The organism is Siphonobacter sp. BAB-5405 (assembly GCF_002872335.1).
Classification (GTDB): Bacteria; Bacteroidota; Bacteroidia; order Cytophagales; family Spirosomataceae; genus Siphonobacter.
Window position 1 is genome coordinate 92,917 of sequence record NZ_NJAG01000003.1, and the last position, 13,636, is coordinate 106,552.

Below are 13,636 nucleotides of genomic sequence, written 5' to 3' on the forward strand. Positions count from 1 at the left end.
TAACACAACATGCCACGTAGTGTCAATCACGTAGCGTCTCGGGCCCGTCGCAAAAAGGTGCTCAAACTGGCCAAAGGTTATTATGGCCGTCGTAAAAACGTTTGGACGGTAGCTAAAAATGCCGTTGAACGTGGTTTAAATTATGCTTACCGCGATCGTAAGCAGAAAAAACGGAATTTCCGTGCTCTTTGGATTGCACGTATCAATGCCGGTGCTCGTCAGCATGGCTTGAGCTACTCACAATTCATTGGCAAACTGCATAATTCAGGCGTTGAACTGAACCGTAAAGTATTGGCTGACCTGGCAATGAACCATCCTGATGCGTTCAAAGCTGTGGTTGACCACGTGAAATGAGCCATAGATTAGAAATCAAGTTTCGATCTATAGAAAATCCTCCGGCTTGCCGGAGGATTTTTGTTTTAGTAGCCTATGGAAAATACGACGAAATGTCACTTTTTTAAGAAAGGAAGCCATAATTCATGACTACACGTCAGGCTTGAAAATGGTACTTATTCCGTTTCCGTCGCTTTGGTTTTTAAACTTACCCAGGGGCCATCCACGGACTGCCCCACGATGTAAATATCGATTTCTACTTCTCCCACGCGGTATACCTGAGGTTTCGTCAATTGCGTAGCGACGAAGCTTTTCAATTGCTGATAGCGTTCTACCGTCTGATTTTCTTCTTCCCCGAACCAGTCATAGGTCTTCAGCAGAGGTCTGAAAAACGATTCTATTTTTTGGATTTTCACGGGTACATCCGCTTCTAGTCCCAGCAAGGTACGGAATGCTTCTGCCTCGGGAGGCGTCTCTTCCTGCCATTCAGGCAACGCGTTTACCTCAAAAGGAGCATCAGATTCGCTGGTATAGAGCAGGCCATTTACTTCCTGCTTCAGGTTTTCGATCAAGAGATTGGAAGCCAGTCGGGCAGCCATAATCGTAAGGTTGAAAAAGTCCGAAATTGAATCAAAAATAAGCGTACGAAGGGAGGTAGGCTCAACTTTTTTACAAAGTAATGTAGCAAAGGTAATTTTTGTTTTTCAAAAAAGTAGAGTACTATTGCTGAGTAAAAACGACCATACGCTTACTAATAAACAACTATGTTAGATCAGCTCCTCAATCTCGTCAAAAATAATTCACAGGAAGCCATTGTCAACAATCCGGCTATTCCTGAACAACAGAACGAAGCCGCTCAGACGACCATCTTTACGTCTATCGTACAGGGTTTACAGGGCGAAGCGGCCAAGGGAAACATCAGTGGCCTGATGGAATTATTCTCCGGTCGCCAGGCAGTACAACAGAGTCCCATTGTTTCGGGAATTTCCCAAAATGCCATAGGGAGTCTGATGGACAAATTTGGAATCAGTGGCTCCGTGGCTCAAAGTATTGTTGGAGCCATCGTGCCAATGGTTTTGAGTACAATCATCGGGAAGTTGAACAATCCGAGCGACAAATCTGTGGATGCCAATTCCATGATGGGATCGCTTCTGGCGGGTACGGACGCCAACACGGGCGGTTTTAACTTTAATCAGGTAGGAGCGGCTCTGGCCGATGGTAAACTTGATATGAATGATTTGAAGAATATTGGAGGTAGTTTGTTTGGCTCGTCCAACGATAAAAATGACAAAAACAACGAAGGCGGATTAGGAGGTATACTTGGCGGACTTTTTGGTAAATAAACTGTCAGTACCTCAGCGATGAGTAAAGTTTGTGTCGAAGGCCCGCAGATTTTTTCGTTGCGGGCCCTTTTTTATGCTGTCAATCTGTCAGAATTAAGACAGAAAATAGCAATAGGCACGGGGATTTAGATAAATAGAGCATCTACCGATAACCGAGAAATTAAACCAAATACTTTATCATGGGAAAAATCATTGGCATTGACTTAGGCACGACAAACTCCTGCGTTGCTGTAATGGAAGGTAACGAGCCCGTTGTTATCCCAAACAGCGAAGGACGTCGTACGACTCCTTCAGTCGTAGCCTTTATGGATAATGGTAATGGCGAGCGTAAAGTAGGAGATCCTGCCAAACGTCAGGCTATTACGAACCCTACGAATACTATTCAGTCAATCAAGCGTTTCATGGGTAAACGTTTTACGGAAGTACAGAACGAAATGAAAACCATTTCGTACGTCGTAGAACAAGGCCCTAACAATACTCCCCGTGTACGGATTGGTGACCGTCTGTATACGCCTCAGGAAATTTCAGCTCAGATTCTGACGAAAATGAAGCAGACGGCTGAAGATTACCTGGGGCAAACCGTAACGGAAGCCGTTATTACAGTACCTGCGTACTTTAACGATGCCGAGCGTCAGGCTACGAAAGAAGCCGGACAAATCGCTGGTCTGGACGTAAAACGGATCATTAACGAGCCTACGGCTGCCGCTCTGGCCTTTGGTCTGGACAAAAAACATGACATGAAAATTGCCGTGTTTGACTTAGGTGGTGGTACGTTCGATATTTCGATTCTGGAACTGGGTGATGGCGTATTCGAAGTAAAATCAACCGACGGTGATACGCACTTAGGTGGTGATGACTTCGATCAGGTAATCATCGACTGGCTGGCTGGTGAGTTCAAGGCGGACGAAGGATTAGACCTGCGTCAGGATCCGATGGCTCTGCAACGTTTGAAAGAAGCCGCTGAAAAAGCGAAAGTAGAACTTTCTTCTTCCAGCCAGACGGAAATCAACCTGCCGTATATCTTCCCTGTAAATGGTATGCCCAAGCACTTGGTGCGTACGCTGACGCGGGCGAAATTCGAACAATTGGCTGATAGCCTGTTCGTACGGATGATGGAACCCGTTCGTAAAGCAATGAAGAACGCCAACATCAGCACTTCCGAGATCGACGAAGTGATTCTGGTCGGTGGTTCGACGCGTATTCCGAAAGTACAGGAAGAAGTTGAGAAGTTCTTTGGTAAGAAACCTTCGAAAAATATCAACCCTGATGAAGCTGTAGCCATTGGTGCGGCTGTACAGGGGGGCGTATTGACGGGTGAAGTGAAAGACGTACTGCTTTTGGACGTCATTCCTTTGTCACTGGGTATCGAAACCATGGGTGGTGTATTCACGAAACTGATCGATGCGAACACCACGATTCCTACGAAAAAATCTGAAACGTTCTCAACGGCGTCGGATAATCAGCCTTCGGTTGAAATCCACGTATTGCAGGGCGAGCGTCCGATGGCCGGTCAAAACCGTACCCTGGGTCGTTTCCACCTGAGCGATATTCCGCCCGCACCCCGTGGTATTCCTCAAATCGAGGTAACTTTCGACGTAGATGCGAACGGTATCCTGAACGTATCAGCCAAAGATAAGGCTACGAACAAAGAGCAGAAGATTCGGATCGAAGCTTCCAGTGGTTTGAGCGACGCTGAGATCCAACGGATGCGTGACGAAGCCAAAGCGAACGAAGCCAACGATAAAGCTGAACGTGAAAAAATCGAGAAGCTGAATCAGGCCGATTCACTGATTTTCCAAACGGAACGTCAACTGAAAGAGTACGGTGATAAACTGTCAGAAGGCAACAAATCAGCCATCGAAACGGCCGTTGCTGCTCTGCGTACGGCTCACCAAAGCCAGGATGTTGCGGCTATCGATGCTGCTTCCGAACAACTGAACAATGCCTGGGCGGCCGCTTCTACTGAAATGTACAACGCTGCTAATGCTGGTGGTGCTCAGCCGAATGGTTACCCCGGTGGTGATGCTACCGAAGGTCAGGCTGGCGGTTCCGCTGGTAACGATAAAGATGTTCAGGATGTGAACTTCGAAGAAGTGAAGTAATCTTTCTGAATACGTACAGTAAAAGTCCCTAATCAATTGTGAAATTGGTTAGGGACTTTTTATTTGCCACGGTATCTGTTTCTAAGTATGCCCCAATCTTTCTTCCACTATTAACCACCCAACTATGCTTATCGAAAACTGTACGCTCGACGACTATTTTATCATCATTCGGGACATCGTTTCCTTTTGGGGAAGCGAACGTACGCTATCCTTCCATCATCCTATTTACATTCACGAATTTGGGAATACAGCTTTTGTCATTCGGGAAGAACAAAAACCCGTAGCGTATCTCTTCGGTTTTCTCTCCCAGACGGATCAGTCAGGCTACGTACATCTCGTCGGGATCCGGGAAAGTCACCAGAAAAAAGGGCTCGGTACGCTCCTGTACCAGCATTTTATCAACTATTGCAAAACGAAAGGCCGTACGCATGTACGAGCCATTACGACGCCGGAGAATACGAAATCAATTGCCTTCCACCATTATAAAATGGGGATGAAAATGATCGGTGAGCTGGGCGATTATGATGTACCCGTTGTTAAAAATTACGCGGGGGAGGGACAGGATCGGGTCGTGTTCATCAAAGAAATCTGACGGACGTTTGTAACAAAAAGCCTTCTCTGATCACTCAGAGAAGGCTTTTTGTAGAGGGTAAAACGCAATAACTATTTCGGCATGAGTACGGCACTTACGACATGTACTATACCATTTTTCTGAGCCTGATCAGGAAATTCGACGACTGCCTGATGGCCTTTTTCATCGGCTACAACAAACTGATCGCCTGATTTTGTTACGGTCAGGTTCTGACCCGTAAGCGTACGAAGTACGGTTTTCCCTTTGCCTTTATTCACGGCGTTTTGGAGGTCATTAGCTGTCCATTTTCCCGTTACGACGTGATGAAGCAAGGTTTTACGTAAGGTCGTCACATTACCAGCCGAAACGAATTGAGCCGCGTCAGGAACGGCAGAAAATGCTGAGTCGGTAGGAGCAAAAACCGTGAAGGGACCGCTGGAGGCTAGGGTATTGCTAACGCCGGTTTGTTTCAATGCGGCGGTAAAAGTCTTTAAGCCCGGTGATTGAACGGCATTTTCCACAATCATTTTCTGGGCACTCATGATAATTTGACCTTTTTTAGCCGCATCTACGGGAGCTGTTTCCTGAGCGAAGGTCTGGGTGGCGGTGAGCAGACCAGCGGCTAAGACTGACAAAAGAATCGCTTTCATATTCCTATATTTTTAAGGGGTGATCGTTATTATGGGTTTCGTTGATTCTAGTGCAAGTTTAGGTATTTATCGATGCGATGCCATAAATGTCGTGTTAAAAATTACTAACAAACGTTCTCCGGTTCCCCTAAGATATGGGCTGATTCCCAGCCGATCAAAGCCGCTTTTCGACTCGCTCCCCAGTGGTAGTCCCCAATCAGGCCCGTGGAGCGAATGACGCGGTGACAGGGAATGAGGTACGCAATCGGATTTTGCCCAATCGCCGTTCCCACGGCCCGACAGGCCGAAGGCTGCTCGATGGCCTGCGAAATACCCGCATAGGTACTCAATCGTCCCGGTGGAATCTGTAAAAGAGCCTGCCATACTTTAAGTTGAAAATCCGTACCCTTCAGATGTAACTTCAACTGGGGTAAATCCGTAGGCGAATTTTCAAACCGCAGCAACACGGCCCGATGAAATTCAGTAGGCAGAAGCTTCAGTTGAGCGTGAGGAAAGCGGAGTTGGAGGGAAGTTCTTCCTTCGTCCTCACTGGTAATAAACGCCACATGGCAGACGCCTTTTTCGGTGGAAGCCATGCAAATCTGTCCGAAAGGGGTAGAACCAAAGCTGTACTGAATTTGCAGGTACTGTCCGCCGTTTTTGTATTCGCCGGGCGTCATGCCTTCGATAGTAACGAATAAATCATGCAGACGGCTGGTACTGGAAAGGCCGGTTTCGAAACTGGTATCAGCCAGGGAATGTCCCTGAGCCAGTAAGCTCTTGGCGTGTTCGAGGCTGATGTATTGCAAGAACTTCTTGGGACTCACCCCCGCCCAGTCTTTAAACAAGCGTTGAAAATGGTATGGGCTCAGGTGCACATGCTCAGCCACCGCGTCCAGGGAAGGCTGTTGCTGAAAGTGCGTATTCAGGTACTGAATCGCTTTTTCAATACGTTGATAGTCGTTCATGAACCAAAAATACCGGCTTCCTTGCAGTCCCGTAACCCGAAACTTGCGGACTTAGGGCCAAAGTACGGCGTCAGTTACGTGTACGATTCCGTTGCTAACGGCATAGTCTGTGGTTTCAAGCTTGGCCTTATGTCCGGTTTTATCCGTTACCAACCACTGGTCGCCGTTCTTGGATACGTAAATGTATTCGCCCGCGAGGGTTCGCAGTTCCACGCGTTGAATACCCCGGTCTAAAGCTTCCTGGAAGTTTTTGGTTTGCCAAACGCCTGTAACGATGTGATAGGCCAGCACTTTTCGCAGGCGGTTCATCTGATCAGGTTGCAACAGGGCAGTAGCTTCCGGCGACTTGTGAAAGGCGGAGTCCGTGGGAGCAAAGACCGTAAACGGTCCAGAGTTCTGTAGGGTGTTTACAAACCCGGTCTCTTTGAGAGCTTTGGTAAGAATACTATGTTCCTGCGAACGGGCGGCATGCTGGGCGATATTTACGCGTCCGCCGCTGGCCGGAGCCGCAGGAGAAGTCGGTTGAGATGGGGTAGAGGTACGGCTGGGGCCCTGGCTACTTACACAGCCGGTAGCCCAGAGAGTGAGTAAAGCAAAGCAGGTTTTTTTCATGATGGGGATATAGGAATAAGAATCCGGCAGGTATTCGCTCCTGCCGGATTCCGGGGTTACTCTGCTGCTGGTTCGACCCGCTCAAAAGGTTGTTCGGGTGAATCCTTCGGGGTGGGGTTCGAATCATTTTCGAACGCTGCCACTGCCTCCGATAATGGACGCAACTGATCCATCTTCTGGTTATCCACGTCGTAGGGAACTACTTCAAGGATGGGCGTAAGGGACACGTCTGTAATTTCGTAATCTTCTACGCGACCCAACGCATCTTCCACCCGATCGTAGGCCTGTTTGATGGAGTCGGCGTTGATGAGAAAGGAGGCCGAGGACTTCTTTTCTTTTTTAGCTTTTTCGTCAAAAGTCGTAATCAGAATTTTGACTTTAAACCACTTTAATTCAGAGCCTTCTACATGGAAAACTTCCTGAACTTTCATGGGCGACAGGCTGGTTACCCGGAAATCGGGAGCGTTGTCACCTAACAAATCATACAAGCGGGCTTCGGCATCTGTAAACGATACGGCGTCGAGTAAATACGCCTCCGTAACGGTTTGAAACTTCCCTGCATCAATTTCCTTTGTAAATCGGATCTTTCCTAAAAACCACGTAGCCATGTAAAAATATAAAGTGTAAACGGATGATGGAGCAATTTACAAGATCACTCCTATATGCAACGAAGGATCGACGAAAGAAATTCTCTTCCATCGACCCTTCGAAAATGTAGTGACAAACTAGTGCGAAAACAAATGCTTACTTCGTCTGATCAACCGTATCTACAATGTGAATGATGCCATTGTCGGAATTCTGGTCGGGCATGATCACGCGGGAGGTGCTCCCGGCTTCGTCGGTAATCAGGACGGCGTTTTCTGATAAAGCTGCCGTCAGGGTGCCGCCACCCAGGGTTTTGAATGTGGCTTTGCCCTGGCCTTTTTCAATGGCTTCACGAATCGATTGAGCGGTATACTTGCCCGTCAGTACGTGGTTGGAGAGTAACTTGATCAACTTCGGTTTATTTTCGCTTTTCAGGAGTTCATCCAGCGAAGGAACCTTTGCAAAAGCCTTGTCCGTAGGTGCGAATATGGTAAAAGGACCGTTGGCACGTAACGTTTGTGATAAACCGCTCTGATTGAGAGCGTTGGTGAACGTGGCGTAATCGGCCGTACTGCTCAGGTTCGCGATTAGATCCTTACGGGAATCATTGACGGAAGTTTGAGCGTAGCTGGCCGTAATACCCAGAGCGAATATAAACAGGAGCGTTTTCATAAGCCATGTGTTGGTTGAATACCCTCGATAGCCTAAAAAAATAAGGCCACTTGGACCGCTGGAATGAAAATGGTAGCGGACCAGGGGCAACTCAATCCCTATGTTAAAAATTGCTTACACTGCCGAATACTGCTATTCGCTTCCCGAAGGTCACCGCTTTCCCATGGAAAAATACGAACTCATTCCCCAACAACTGTTGCGGGAGGGCGTCGTTCGGGAGGATTCCTTTTTTCAACCGCAGCCCCTCGATCCGCACTGGATTCTTCGAACGCACACGCCAACGTACTGGGATGATCTTCGGAACCTTCGTTTATCCGATAAAATGGTACGGCGGATTGGATTCCCCCTAACGGAGGCTCTGGTTCACCGCGAAATCGTCATTGCTCAGGGTACGATCGACTGCTGCCGGTACGCTCAGCAATACGGCATAGCTATGAACATTGCCGGCGGTACCCATCACGCCTACGCGGACAAAGGCGAAGGATTCTGTATCCTCAACGACGTAGCCATTGCCGCGAATTATCTACTGGATGAAGGACAGCGGAAGAAAATTCTGGTGATCGATCTGGACGTACACCAGGGGAATGGAACCGCCTGCATTTTCGAAAACGAACCCCGCGTGTTTACGTTTTCGATGCACGGGAAAGACAACTATCCGCTTCACAAAGAGAAGTCAGATTTGGACATCGCACTGCCTTCTTACCTGACTGATGAACCGTATTTGCATCAACTCTACGAAACGCTGCCCGGCTTACTGGAACGGGAAAAGCCCGACTTTCTCTTTTTCATTGCCGGAGTCGACGTGCTGGAAACGGACAAACTCGGCAAGCTGAAAATGACTAAAGAGGGCTGCCGTCGTCGCGACCAGTTTGTTTTCGAACAGGCTCAACGCTACCGTTTGCCGCTCGCGGTGGTCATGGGCGGGGGCTACTCGCATCGGCTCGCCGACATTGTGGAAGCTCATTGCAACACGTTCCGACTGGCGGAAGAGATGTACTTCTAACGTTTGTCCGAAATGAGTCGTAACGTCTTTTGCTGGTTCAGTTCCTCTTCCATCCGAAGCAGCCGTTTTTCGGTTTCGTGTTTGGCCGCCAGCGTCGAATCATTGCTAACGATGGCATTGTTTAACTGCGTACGTATGGCCTTTTGGGAGGTCCACTGTACGAGATTGCCTAAAATGGAAAGCAGGAGTAGTCCAGAGAGAATGCCGGCAGAAGTCCGTTTGGCCGGCCGGGGTCGGTATCTGAGTCCGTTTAAGTAAAATGCCATACTTATCTAATTGTTACAGACGTACCAATAGAACGCCTTGAAAATCTGTGTTTTCTATAGATATAAATCGTATGGGGCTAGGAATGCGGAACAGGGCAAGGGTGTTGTACCCGGGTAACTCCGCATCCTTTCACTTCGTACTTTCTTCAGGTCCCAACCGGCAAAGACCGTTCACCGTTGTACTGGGAATCACGGTGAATCGAAAGCATAAGCGGGTCAAAAGTAATGGATTACTGGAAAAAATGCATTATACTTTTATTGTAAAATACTCAAAGTGGATACGAAAGACCTACTTTGAGTATTTTACAATAAGGTGATTGTGAGTAGATTGAATAAGAAATATTGCAGTAAAGCCAGAATGGAGACGTCGATGTTTCGACAAAAGGCTTTTACGCTAAGGTCTACGTTTGTACGAATTTCAAGCAGACAAGTATGTAAGGGAAGCCTGACCATATTCCCAATCCTAACGGGTTTAAGTCCCATCGCTTTTTTTGATCTCCAGTTACTTCTTGGCTAGAGCATCCGCTAGGTGTAGGGTAAAGCTGGATTGGTCTACGGCAAACTCGAACATCAAGTCTTTGATGCCGAGATACTGGACGACTTGAGCTTCGAGATGGGTCATGGCTAGTAATTTACAGTACCCGTGTTACTTTCAAAAACACACCACTCCGATATTGATTGAAAAACATCACTGATGGGTCAATTCTTCCCGGAGCAGTCAAAGAGCCAAACCGTAGCTCTACAGTACTGTTGGCTGGTAAAGTTTTTACGGTACGACCCTGTGTTTTAGGATTGCCGGTAATAGAAACGCCACTACCGTCTGAATCACTAACACCATTACAAACAATATTCACGGAGTACTGATTGCCTCCAACGTTGATGGGTTCAACGCTGTATTCAATTGAATAGGTACCACCCCTAGCAATAAGCAATTTAAAGTTGTCTTCAGAAAGAGTTATATCGGGTGAGGAAGCATAAGTCGATAGTTTAATTACAGGATATGCATCTGCATGATTTGCATAATATACAGTTGGGCCATCTAACGGTCGAACCGCATAAGCAAAACCAGAAGGGGCTACTTCCGACTTCTTAACCATCTTATCCCAGCTCGTTCCATCATACACGTAAAACCCAGGATCATTATCCGTCTGAAAAACCATCAAACCCAGCGTTGGAGCCGCCTTGCCAGGGCTGCCTGGCCGATCGGCTAAAGTTACGCGAGGAATGAGCAAACCTTTGTCGGTGGAGGTAATGTCAAGAGCCGCCGAAGGATCTGGGGTTGACGTACCAATACCCATTTGGGCGGAAGCGGAAAGAACAGAAATCAGGAAGAAGATGGGAGTAAACAGTTTGTACATTACTGAATTTAGTTAAAAATGAAAATATAAATTTGAATCCCTGGGAACGTTGAAAGAAAAGTGAGAAGCTACTGATTCATTCAAACGCTGAATGATCAGAAGTAATTTGATTTATAATCCTTCCTAAAGCCAAGGATGAATTAATTAAGGAGCAGCGTACGTTGGTCGAAAAAATAGAGGAAAGCTCTAGGGTAGCAGCTTTCTTGAAAGAATAGAATTTGATACTGATCTGGGCAGGGAGGCTAAGCGACGGCAACATCAAATAAACGATGCTCACAAAAAGGGTATGCATACTGGTAATTCAGTAAAGATGGGGTTGAAGTACGAGGGGTTAATGGTTAAATCAGTTAACCTTCTAGAAGCTTAACTATACTGTCTATAATTCAAATAGTGGACAACACTTTTCTTAGGCCTCGAATATACGTTAAGATTCGTAACTTTTTGCGTATAGCCCAAAGGGGTGGGTTTCTTTAACGGGTTAAAGCCTTTTCGAAGAGCTTTAAGGTATGAATGATCCAGAAGAGTAACTAGACAGATACAAGCCGATAAAGAAAGAATGTTTCTACAAGATTACTTGAAACATTACAAAAATGGCCCTACCAAATCAGAGAACAGACAATCCCCAAACATACGAAAAACCGTATATCAAGCAGACGACTCTGGGGAGGATACCGAACGGCGATGATTTGTAAAACGAATCCGGAAGGTACGCCAATGAGCACCGTAACGAGGAACATTTCACGAGAGGATACGAGGTCGGTCCAGGGATAGCAGTACCAACGAACCATACCGCCTAACGCAAACCCGGCTATAGCGGAAACCAGGTAAGGCATATACTTCATGAGGGTAAAAGAGGTTACTGATCAAAAAGACTACGCTGGAGCCGACGGTATGGGCCCCAGCGTGTCTGCATTTCCCCCATTACAAACCATCTAACCGGATGAGAAAACTGGTTTGCTTTGCAAGGACAAATGAACGGGCCAATACTTAAGCACACGTGAAGCAATCCTTAAAATCTACTGAAAATTGGGTTTATGCTGGGGAATGACCAGGTGGAAGGTCACATTTCCCTCCTGCGAATGTACTTCAATCGTACCATTATGCAATTTCACAATACGATCTACGAGCGATAACCCAATGCCATACCCAGAAGTACGCACCGATTTCTGACTGCGATAGAAAGGCTGGAAAATCAGACCTAGTTCTTCCTGAGCAATATTCGAACGGTTGCTAAAGACCAGCTCCAGTTGCGTTGCACTGGGCAGTACCTTCACAAAAACCGTATGATCGATGGAAAACTTACAGCCATTTTCCATTAGATTGATCGCCGCTACTTTCAATAGATACGCATTGCCGTTTAAGGTTAAAACGGAATCTTCTTCAATGTCAACCGGAAACTCTACCTTGATGGTATACGACTGATGAGTCGAACGGAGCAGATCACGAGCATCCCACAGTACTTCATCCATGCGTACGGGAGCCGTTAGGAAGGGCTGATTCTGATCGGAAACTTTAGCCAGTTCGAGTAGGGTATTGGAGAGCTGACTCAGGTCGCGGGCGTCCGCCAAGACGGAAGAAGCCGTCTGGCGGTACTCTTCCGTACTACGTTCCCGCAGCAACACTACTTCCAGTTGCGAAATAATCTTGGTGAGCGGATTTTTAAGCTCGTGCGAGACATTTGAAATGAACATATTCTGCAAACGAAACGCCTGTTCCACCCGGTCAAGCAGGGCATTGAACGTGAAAGTAAGCCGCCCGATTTCGTCCTTTTCGTTTTGCGTATTCACCCGCCTACTCAGGTTCTGCGGATAAATTCGTTGTACTTCATTGATGACGTCCGATATGGGTACCAGAGCCCGTCCTGCAAAAAACCAGCCTACCACTGCTACCAGCAGAATACAGGCAACGTAAGCATACAGCATAATCCGCAGGAGCGAACGCATACTCACCTGATCGGCTACGTCGGCGGCTCCGGCTACGCTTACCATGCGTTCGCCATCGTTAGTGTAATAGAGTCCGTAGAGTTTATACTCGCCCTGATCGATCCGCAGTTCTTTATTCAGTCGGATGCGGTTCAGGATATTTCGGTCCAGATCGAAGCGAATGGTATCATTGTTGGCATGGTAGATGTCATTTCGATAGGTGTACAGAATGACATTTTCCTTGTACAACAGGTCGTAATTCGACTGGTCGATGAGCTTGAGAATCTCGGAGTTTACCTCATTCTGGTTAACCAGCAACTCGACTGTACTCAGGGCTTTCTGACGGAGCCGTTTATAGAACTGTTCCTGCAGGGAGTACTCCCGGAAGTAGTAAATGGCCGCAAACGCCAGCAAAACAATCACCGAAACCAGCAGGGTGAATTGAATGGTTAGACGAGTACGAATTTGCATGGAAAGCTAATGAATCAATATTTGGAAAGAGGAGAAAGTGGGCAGGAACATCGGCTAATCTTCTACCTTAAGTACGTAGCCCATCCCGTATTGGGTGTGGATTAGACGGGTCGTGAAATCTTTGTCCACCTTTTTGCGTAACAGGTTGATATATACTTCAATCACGTTCGTTCCCGTATCGAAATTAACATCCCACACTTTTTCGGCAATTTCGGCTTTCGAAAGTACTTTGCCCTGATTCCGTAACATAAATTCCAGCAGGGCGAATTCACGGGCGGTAAGTTCAATTTTCTTCTCGCCGCGGATTACCGTTTTCGAATCCAGATTCATTTCCAGATCCGTATACCGCAGAATATTGGAAGCGATGGGCATGGAGCCGTTCCAGCGGCGGGTCAGTACGCGGATACGGGCCAGCAGTTCGGCAAATTCAAAGGGCTTAACCAGGTAATCGTCGGCACCGGCATCGAAGCCCATCAACTTTTCGTCAATACCACCCAAGGCCGTCAGTAGCAAAACGGGCGTTTCCACACCTTCACTCCGAAGCTCACGGGTCAGTTCCACGCCATTCAGGCCCGGCATGATAATATCCGAAACGATCAGATCGTAGGGATTTCGCTTGGCCAGATGTTTACCAATCAGACCATCGTAAGCAATATCTACTTCAAAACCATTTTCTTCCAGACCCTGTCTGATGGACTGGACGGTTTTCGGCTCGTCTTCGATGATCAATAGTTTCATAAGTCGTCTATCTTGGGAGGCTCCGGGCCCGTTTCCGCTAACAAAGCGAAAGGTACGGGCCAG

15 protein-coding genes are annotated in these 13,636 nt (G+C 47.2%); 5 read left to right on the forward strand and 10 right to left on the reverse strand.

The genetic code is table 11. The features are described 5' to 3' along the window. The first annotated feature begins 9 nt into the window (after positions 1-9). On the forward strand, positions 10-354 hold the full coding sequence (gene rplT, locus BWI97_RS03040) for a 50S ribosomal protein L20 (protein ID WP_094817007.1): 345 nt from the start codon (positions 10-12) through the stop codon (positions 352-354). 155 nt (positions 355-509) lie between these two features. Here rplT and BWI97_RS03045 read toward each other — a convergent pair whose 3' ends face one another. Next, complete coding sequence (locus tag BWI97_RS03045; protein WP_102199991.1) at positions 510-932, reverse strand: nuclease A inhibitor family protein; 423 nt, start codon at positions 930-932, stop codon at positions 510-512. Between the two features lie 165 nt (positions 933-1,097). On the opposite strand from BWI97_RS03045, the gene BWI97_RS03050 reads away from it, so the two are divergent. From BWI97_RS03050 to BWI97_RS03060, 3 genes are all read left to right on the forward strand, one after another. After that, the gene (locus BWI97_RS03050) at positions 1,098-1,676 is read left to right on the forward strand and encodes a hypothetical protein (protein ID WP_102199992.1); all 579 of its coding nucleotides are present in this window, start codon (positions 1,098-1,100) and stop codon (positions 1,674-1,676) included. Positions 1,677-1,855: 179 nt separating this feature from the next. Next, a complete protein-coding gene (gene dnaK / locus BWI97_RS03055) occupies positions 1,856-3,778 on the forward strand; it encodes a molecular chaperone DnaK (protein ID WP_102199993.1) in 1,923 nt (640 codons plus the stop codon). A 124-nt stretch (positions 3,779-3,902) separates the two neighbouring features. Next, positions 3,903-4,370, forward strand: a complete 468-nt coding sequence (locus BWI97_RS03060; protein WP_102199994.1) for a GNAT family N-acetyltransferase — start codon at positions 3,903-3,905, stop codon at positions 4,368-4,370. Between the two features lie 71 nt (positions 4,371-4,441). On the opposite strand, the gene BWI97_RS03065 is transcribed toward BWI97_RS03060, so the two are convergent. The 5 genes from BWI97_RS03065 to BWI97_RS03085 form a co-directional block, all read right to left on the reverse strand. Further along, the gene (locus BWI97_RS03065; RefSeq protein ID WP_102199995.1) at positions 4,442-4,999 is read right to left on the reverse strand and encodes a fasciclin domain-containing protein; all 558 of its coding nucleotides are present in this window, start codon (positions 4,997-4,999) and stop codon (positions 4,442-4,444) included. Between the two features lie 104 nt (positions 5,000-5,103). Beyond that, positions 5,104-5,946, reverse strand: coding sequence for a bifunctional transcriptional activator/DNA repair enzyme AdaA (locus BWI97_RS03070; RefSeq protein WP_102199996.1), 843 nt, complete (start codon positions 5,944-5,946; stop codon positions 5,104-5,106). Positions 5,947-5,997: 51 nt separating this feature from the next. After that, the gene (locus BWI97_RS03075; RefSeq protein ID WP_102199997.1) at positions 5,998-6,558 is read right to left on the reverse strand and encodes a fasciclin domain-containing protein; all 561 of its coding nucleotides are present in this window, start codon (positions 6,556-6,558) and stop codon (positions 5,998-6,000) included. Positions 6,559-6,614: 56 nt separating this feature from the next. Next, on the reverse strand, positions 6,615-7,166 hold the full coding sequence (locus BWI97_RS03080) for a DUF4494 domain-containing protein (RefSeq protein WP_102199998.1): 552 nt from the start codon (positions 7,164-7,166) through the stop codon (positions 6,615-6,617). A 136-nt stretch (positions 7,167-7,302) separates the two neighbouring features. Continuing rightward, complete coding sequence (locus tag BWI97_RS03085; RefSeq protein ID WP_102199999.1) at positions 7,303-7,815, reverse strand: fasciclin domain-containing protein; 513 nt, start codon at positions 7,813-7,815, stop codon at positions 7,303-7,305. Between the two features lie 100 nt (positions 7,816-7,915). On the opposite strand from BWI97_RS03085, the gene BWI97_RS03090 reads away from it, so the two are divergent. Continuing rightward, a complete protein-coding gene (locus BWI97_RS03090) occupies positions 7,916-8,818 on the forward strand; it encodes a histone deacetylase (RefSeq protein ID WP_102200000.1) in 903 nt (300 codons plus the stop codon). On the opposite strand, the gene BWI97_RS03095 is transcribed toward BWI97_RS03090, so the two are convergent. The 4 genes from BWI97_RS03095 to BWI97_RS03115 all read right to left on the reverse strand — a co-directional run bounded on the left by BWI97_RS03095 (position 8,815) and on the right by BWI97_RS03115 (position 13,573). Further along, complete coding sequence (locus BWI97_RS03095; RefSeq protein ID WP_094817018.1) at positions 8,815-9,084, reverse strand: hypothetical protein; 270 nt, start codon at positions 9,082-9,084, stop codon at positions 8,815-8,817. The genes BWI97_RS03090 and BWI97_RS03095 overlap by 4 nt on opposite strands. Before the next feature lie 632 nt (positions 9,085-9,716). Next, positions 9,717-10,442 carry a hypothetical protein gene (locus tag BWI97_RS03100; RefSeq protein WP_102200001.1) on the reverse strand — a complete coding sequence of 242 codons (726 nt, stop codon included), beginning with the start codon at positions 10,440-10,442 and terminating at the stop codon, positions 9,717-9,719. 1,016 nt (positions 10,443-11,458) lie between these two features. After that, positions 11,459-12,835, reverse strand: coding sequence for an ATP-binding protein (locus BWI97_RS03110; protein ID WP_102200002.1), 1,377 nt, complete (start codon positions 12,833-12,835; stop codon positions 11,459-11,461). 54 nt (positions 12,836-12,889) lie between these two features. Beyond that, on the reverse strand, positions 12,890-13,573 hold the full coding sequence (locus BWI97_RS03115) for a response regulator (protein WP_094817022.1): 684 nt from the start codon (positions 13,571-13,573) through the stop codon (positions 12,890-12,892). Positions 13,574-13,636 lie beyond the last annotated feature (63 nt).

Bases quoted from the DNA above. Each gene is read 5' to 3' on its own strand.
- rplT (WP_094817007.1), top strand. From the start codon at position 10: ATGCCACGTAGTGTCAATCACGTAGCGTCTCGGGCCCGTCGCAAAAAG.
- BWI97_RS03045 (WP_102199991.1), bottom strand. From the start codon at position 932: ATGGCTGCCCGACTGGCTTCCAATCTCTTGATCGAAAACCTGAAGCAG.
- BWI97_RS03050 (WP_102199992.1), top strand. From the start codon at position 1,098: ATGTTAGATCAGCTCCTCAATCTCGTCAAAAATAATTCACAGGAAGCC.
- dnaK (WP_102199993.1), top strand. From the start codon at position 1,856: ATGGGAAAAATCATTGGCATTGACTTAGGCACGACAAACTCCTGCGTT.
- BWI97_RS03060 (WP_102199994.1), top strand. From the start codon at position 3,903: ATGCTTATCGAAAACTGTACGCTCGACGACTATTTTATCATCATTCGG.
- BWI97_RS03065 (WP_102199995.1), bottom strand. From the start codon at position 4,999: ATGAAAGCGATTCTTTTGTCAGTCTTAGCCGCTGGTCTGCTCACCGCC.
- BWI97_RS03070 (WP_102199996.1), bottom strand. From the start codon at position 5,946: ATGAACGACTATCAACGTATTGAAAAAGCGATTCAGTACCTGAATACG.
- BWI97_RS03075 (WP_102199997.1), bottom strand. From the start codon at position 6,558: ATGAAAAAAACCTGCTTTGCTTTACTCACTCTCTGGGCTACCGGCTGT.
- BWI97_RS03080 (WP_102199998.1), bottom strand. From the start codon at position 7,166: ATGGCTACGTGGTTTTTAGGAAAGATCCGATTTACAAAGGAAATTGAT.
- BWI97_RS03085 (WP_102199999.1), bottom strand. From the start codon at position 7,815: ATGAAAACGCTCCTGTTTATATTCGCTCTGGGTATTACGGCCAGCTAC.
- BWI97_RS03090 (WP_102200000.1), top strand. From the start codon at position 7,916: ATGTTAAAAATTGCTTACACTGCCGAATACTGCTATTCGCTTCCCGAA.
- BWI97_RS03095 (WP_094817018.1), bottom strand. From the start codon at position 9,084: ATGGCATTTTACTTAAACGGACTCAGATACCGACCCCGGCCGGCCAAA.
- BWI97_RS03100 (WP_102200001.1), bottom strand. From the start codon at position 10,442: ATGTACAAACTGTTTACTCCCATCTTCTTCCTGATTTCTGTTCTTTCC.
- BWI97_RS03110 (WP_102200002.1), bottom strand. From the start codon at position 12,835: ATGCAAATTCGTACTCGTCTAACCATTCAATTCACCCTGCTGGTTTCG.
- BWI97_RS03115 (WP_094817022.1), bottom strand. From the start codon at position 13,573: ATGAAACTATTGATCATCGAAGACGAGCCGAAAACCGTCCAGTCCATC.